This is a genomic window from Pantoea sp. Pa-EAmG, from assembly GCF_030024295.1.
Taxonomy (GTDB): domain Bacteria; phylum Pseudomonadota; class Gammaproteobacteria; order Enterobacterales; family Enterobacteriaceae; genus Pantoea; species Pantoea dispersa.
This window is the reverse complement of record NZ_JASEWO010000268.1, coordinates 1-4096: the sequence shown is the minus strand read 5'-3', so window position 1 is coordinate 4096 and position 4096 is coordinate 1. Positions and strand designations below refer to the sequence as shown.

At 63.2% G+C, this 4096-nt stretch carries 6 protein-coding genes; all 6 read right to left on the bottom strand.

Annotation, left to right across the window (positions count from 1 at the left end; translation table 11 throughout):
- Positions 1-65 precede the first annotated feature (65 nt).
- From QMM04_RS21335 to QMM04_RS21310, 6 genes are read right to left on the bottom strand one after another with little or no spacing between them, the layout of a single operon-like run.
- Entirely contained in the window at positions 66-2381 is a 2316-nt protein-coding gene (locus tag QMM04_RS21335; RefSeq protein WP_282996968.1) for a primase-helicase zinc-binding domain-containing protein, read from the bottom strand.
- A gap of 14 nt (positions 2382-2395) precedes the next feature.
- Positions 2396-2737 carry a DUF5375 family protein gene (locus QMM04_RS21330; RefSeq protein ID WP_282996967.1) on the bottom strand — a complete coding sequence of 114 codons (342 nt, stop codon included), beginning with the start codon at positions 2735-2737 and terminating at the stop codon, positions 2396-2398.
- Positions 2724-2990 (bottom strand): hypothetical protein, encoded by a 267-nt coding sequence (locus QMM04_RS21325; protein ID WP_282996963.1) that lies wholly within the window; start codon positions 2988-2990, stop codon positions 2724-2726. Before QMM04_RS21325 ends, QMM04_RS21330 begins: the two co-directional genes overlap by 14 nt.
- Positions 2987-3514, bottom strand: a complete 528-nt coding sequence (locus QMM04_RS21320; RefSeq protein ID WP_282996962.1) for a host cell division inhibitor Icd-like protein — start codon at positions 3512-3514, stop codon at positions 2987-2989. The genes QMM04_RS21325 and QMM04_RS21320 overlap by 4 nt, the downstream gene beginning before the upstream one ends.
- A 13-nt stretch (positions 3515-3527) precedes the next feature.
- On the bottom strand, positions 3528-3776 hold the full coding sequence (locus QMM04_RS21315) for a hypothetical protein (protein ID WP_282996966.1): 249 nt from the start codon (positions 3774-3776) through the stop codon (positions 3528-3530).
- The gene (locus tag QMM04_RS21310) at positions 3773-4030 is read right to left on the bottom strand and encodes an AlpA family transcriptional regulator (RefSeq protein ID WP_085286551.1); all 258 of its coding nucleotides are present in this window, start codon (positions 4028-4030) and stop codon (positions 3773-3775) included. The genes QMM04_RS21315 and QMM04_RS21310 overlap by 4 nt, the downstream gene beginning before the upstream one ends.
- Positions 4031-4096 lie beyond the last annotated feature (66 nt).

The following is a 4096-nucleotide window of genomic DNA, read 5'->3' as shown; positions in this document are numbered from 1 at the left end:
TGAAGTGATCACTCCGGGCTGAAACGTAAAAAAACCGGCCTGAGCCGGTTCGTTTGCTGCGGGGGTTACTGACTGCACGCGGGCAGCCAGTCGGCTTCGCTGTCCTCATGCAGCGTGAGGTTGGTCTGGACACCGTTATTCGTCCGGCGCTTCAGCAGAATGCGCTCATACTCTTTCAGCGTCTGCGGCACCGCTTGGCCGAATGCCGTCAGGCTCAGCGGGTGCTGATGGCCGCGTGACTCCATAAACGACAGGTAGGCATGATAGAGATAGCGTTTCGGGTTCAGCGGGCGGATATTGGCGTTACCCATAAACAGGCCGGTCGCGGTGCTTATCGGCATCAGGTAGGCGCAGAAATCGACCAGCGGGTCAGCCTGGCGTTTAATTTCCAGCGCCTCGCCGGACGTCTGCTGCGCCTGGAGCAGCGCGCGGGCCTCCTCCGGCTGACTGAAGCGCTGCATCAGGTGACGCACGATGACGGCCAGCTCGGTGCTGATTTTGTCCAGCAACTGCGGGTCACGCTCCTTTGCCGGTATCACTTCCGGGAACGTCAGGATTACCCGGCGGCGCGACACGCCGCCGCTGCGGTCGCTGAAGCGCATCGGGTTGTTGTTCACCGCCAGAATCACCGCCGGAATGTGCGCCGAGTAGGCGTCACGGTATTTCGGGTCGATTGCCACCGCATCACCGCCGGTAATCGCCTTGATGCCCGCGCCGTCGCCGCTCCATTTCTCCTGGTCAGGCAGGATAATCAGCGAGAAGCCCACCACGCTGGCGCGCTCGCGGGAGGATTCCAGCGTGTCAATGGTGGCAGACGTGGTGTTGTCTTTTCCGGCCAGCATCGTGGCAATGGAGGCCATCACGCTCTTGCCGCTGCCGCCGGGGCCGGTGACCTCAAGAAACATCTGCCAGTCATAGCGGTTTGCCAGCACCATAAATAACGCCGCGAGAATGCGCTCCTGCTTGTCGTGACTGTGTCCGGCGGCCCGCGTTAACCAGCGCCAGAAGGCCGGGGCGTGGTCTGCGAGATTTTCACCAGGACGCGGTGCGGTGTAGTCCACGCTGTTGACGGTGCGCAGCCAGTGTTCGCGGCGGTGCGGGCTGAAGGTATCTGTTGTGGTGTCATATACACCGTTACGGAAGCCAATCAGGCGGCGGGGCGGTTCACCCATCTGCGGCACCATCAGCTTGAGCGTGTCCAGCACGCTGCCGATACCGGCGGCCGAGAACGGTGCGCGCACCTTCTGAAACAGGGCGGCGATTTCCCGGCGCAGCGTCTTCGCCTCCATCACCTGCCATGCGCCGTTCTCATAGCGGCAGATTTCTTCCCCGAACGGCGGCACGGCCAGCGCCTGCCCGTAGTGGGCGACCAGCAGCTCCGCCTTCTGGCTGGCGCTCATGGCCTTCAGGTCGGCTTCGCTGACGGACTCAAACGGGCTGAGCGGCTGCGGCTGCGTGAAGGCGGTGAGCTGCGCCTGGGTGGCGATATCCCCCTGCGCCTGCCACACGTCGTTCCAGTCACCCGCCACCGGCGGCAGGGCGGCTTTCCCGCCGCAGGCTTTCGCCGCTTCCTCTGCCTTTAACTGGCCGGTGCCGTTGTCGTCACGGTCGGCGGCAATCAGCATCATCGCGCCGGGGTGTGACTCACTCAGCCGCTTCGCCAGCGCGGGCAGGTTGTTGGCACTCAGCGCCACGTAAACCGCCTGCCCGGTTAGCCGGTGCACGGTCAGGCCGGTGGCGTAGCCCTCAGTGAGCCACAGCATTTTGCCGTCCGGCTCGCCTGCCAGCCAGTACGTGCCTTTCACCTGCCCGCCGGGCAGGGTGCGTTTGTCGCCTGCGGCGCTGATGAGCTGCACGTTAACGGCCGTACCGTCTTCACCGGTCAGGGGGATGAGCACATCCCCGGCGGCAAAACTGATGCCACCACAGCGCAGCGCATCAGCAAGCGTCAACGCCTGGGTACCGTGCAGCCCTTTCGCGGAAAGGTAGGCGTTGTCCGTGCGGCTGACAGCGGCGGCGATAAGCGCCTGCGCCCGTGTGGCGGTGTCTGCCTGCGCGCGGGTTCTGTCTGCGGCGTCATCCGTCACAGCCGGGGCGGACTCCGGCGGCGTGCCGAGCATCCCGGCCACCTTCATGGCGGCCTCTTTAGCACTGACGTCAAGCGCCTTTTCCACCAGGTTCAGGCCGTCACCGGCACCGCACTGGTTACACAGCCAGGTTCCGCGCCCACCCTGATTATCGAAGCGGAAGCGGTCTTTGCCGCCACAGACCGGGCAGGCTCCGTGCCGCCCGCCTGTGTCCACGCTGATGCCGAGTGCTGGCAGAAGCTGCGGCCACAGTCCGGTGGCCGCCTTTACGGTGTCAGAGACAATATGTTTCATGTGCGCATCCTCCCTCAGTGCAGCGTCGTGCGGCTGGCGGCCGCAAGCTGGCTGCGGAACAGCTCATCCATCATGGTGACGCCGAGCGGCGTAAGGCGCGGCGGCGCGGTCAGCAGGTCAGGCTCGACCATATCGCCGAGCATGGTGCAGGCCATCTCCATGCCTGCATCGGGGCCGTGACGGCGCACATAGAAGCCTTCCAGCTCAAGGGCGATGGTCATCTGCAACTCATCGAGCGTGGCGGATACGGTAATGCCGAGGCTTTTGCAGGCATTCAGGTAGCCCTGCGCCAGCGCGCGGCGGTAAACGGCGGTGCGTACCTCAACGGGCAGGCAGGAGTGATTAGCGGTCATCATGGCGGACCTCCGTGGCTAACATGCGGGATTCACAGGTTTCAACAACTTTACCGAGCTGGTCGGTGAGCAGAGCGACGACCGCGGCAAGCGCCGCGCCGTCCGGCACACAGCCGCGCGCGCTCAGGCAGTTCACCGAGTCGAACATATCGAGCACGGTCACGCCGACCGTGTGCGCGTGCAGCAGACGCAGATAGTCAGCGTGGGGAATGGGGTAGGTGTCATGGTTGTTCAGGTGCTGAGAAAGAGTGTTCATGGCGCCACCGCCTTAACCGGCAGACGACCGGCAAAGGACAGGACGTAATCACGGGCGAGGCTGGCACGGGCGCTGCGCTCATCGCCTGCTACAGTGCGCAGCATGCAGGGACGGGCGGCGGCATCAGTGCGGCGCACGGCGGCAAAAATAAAGGTGAATTCGGGGTGAGCGGCAGTAAGGGCCGTTGTCATGAGGACAATCTCCATTGAGTAGCGGTTAACGCCACCACCGGAGCTGCAAATCTCATGGGTGGTGGCCCGAACGGGGTTTGCAGTACCGGCCTCAATGGATACCGGCCAGCCCGAGGGCTGCCCCGCCCGGACCACCATTATTTGACAGCGGCTGCGGTCTAAGAACCACAGCCTGAAAAATGGGTAAGCCAGAGCAATGACACAAAAAAACACGCTTGGCGCGTGTTGTGTCGCCATTGAGTTACACGGGCTGCAAATCCCGGCTGCCGATTTTGCGGCAGCACGAAAACTGTATAACGGCCGCTCGCCAGAGAAAAGGCTTTTTTCACTCATCGGGGCGTTTTCCTCAGCAATCGGTCAGGACGTGATCGGATTGCTGCGGATTTGATCGGAATTCACCGTCCTCTTTCTTTGCGCTTCGCTTTGCAGGCTTCGCTTTCTGACTCAACACGGAAATATGGCCGTGCATCCCGCTGGTGAAGGCCGGTGCCGTGGCGGGTTTGCCGCTGACGGCTGCCGTCAGGCTTTCCGCGACGAAGGCGGCCTCTTCGCGGGTGAGGGGGTAGGTTTTCGTGCCGAAATTCAGCGTAATCACGCTGCACCTCCGGCGCGCTGGGCGATGCGGGCCTGCATCCAGCCGTCAATCTCTGACGCCAGCCAGGCGACGTTTTTACCGCCGAGGGAAATTTGTGAGGGGAACTGCTCCCGGCTGATTAAGTCGTAAATGGTCGAACGTGACAGGCCGCAGGTGCTGATGACTTCCGGCAGGCGCATGAAGCGGTCGCGCGGGAAAACGGCATCGCGGGTTACGGGGATGGCGGGGGCCGGTACGGATGAAACTGCGTGCATGGTGTTACCTCTTTCTGGGTCCGGCCGGTGCTGTCCGGTTACGGTGGTGTCTTCAGGTAACCCGCT